Annotated in this window: 1 protein-coding gene; it reads left to right on the plus strand. The window is 61.5% G+C overall.

What is annotated here, in order from left to right; all coding sequences use genetic code 11:
• Window positions 1-37: 37 nt before the first annotated feature.
• Window positions 38-270, plus strand: a 233-nt coding sequence (locus SB756_RS30355) for a hypothetical protein (RefSeq protein ID WP_410913274.1), incomplete at its 3' end; no start/stop codon positions are given.

Raw genomic sequence — 270 nt, forward strand, 5'->3', positions numbered from 1 at the left:
CTGATCGTCGTCACCTTCATCCTGCAGAGCCAACGAGATGCCGATGAGCTTTAGCCTGACCCAGATGATCATGATCAGCGCCGGGTACCTCATGGTGCTGTTTGGCGTGGCCTGGATCAGCGAGCGGGGGGTCATCCCGCGCTCGATCATTCGCCACCCGCTTACCTACACCCTGTCGCTGGGCGTATACGCCAGTGCCTGGGCCTTCTATGGCTCAGTCGGCCTGGCCTACCAGTACGGCTACGGCTTCCTCGCCTGTTACCTGGGCGT

Source organism: Pseudomonas sp. SIMBA_068, from assembly GCF_046534705.1.
GTDB classification, from domain to species: domain Bacteria; phylum Pseudomonadota; class Gammaproteobacteria; order Pseudomonadales; family Pseudomonadaceae; genus Aquipseudomonas; species Aquipseudomonas putida.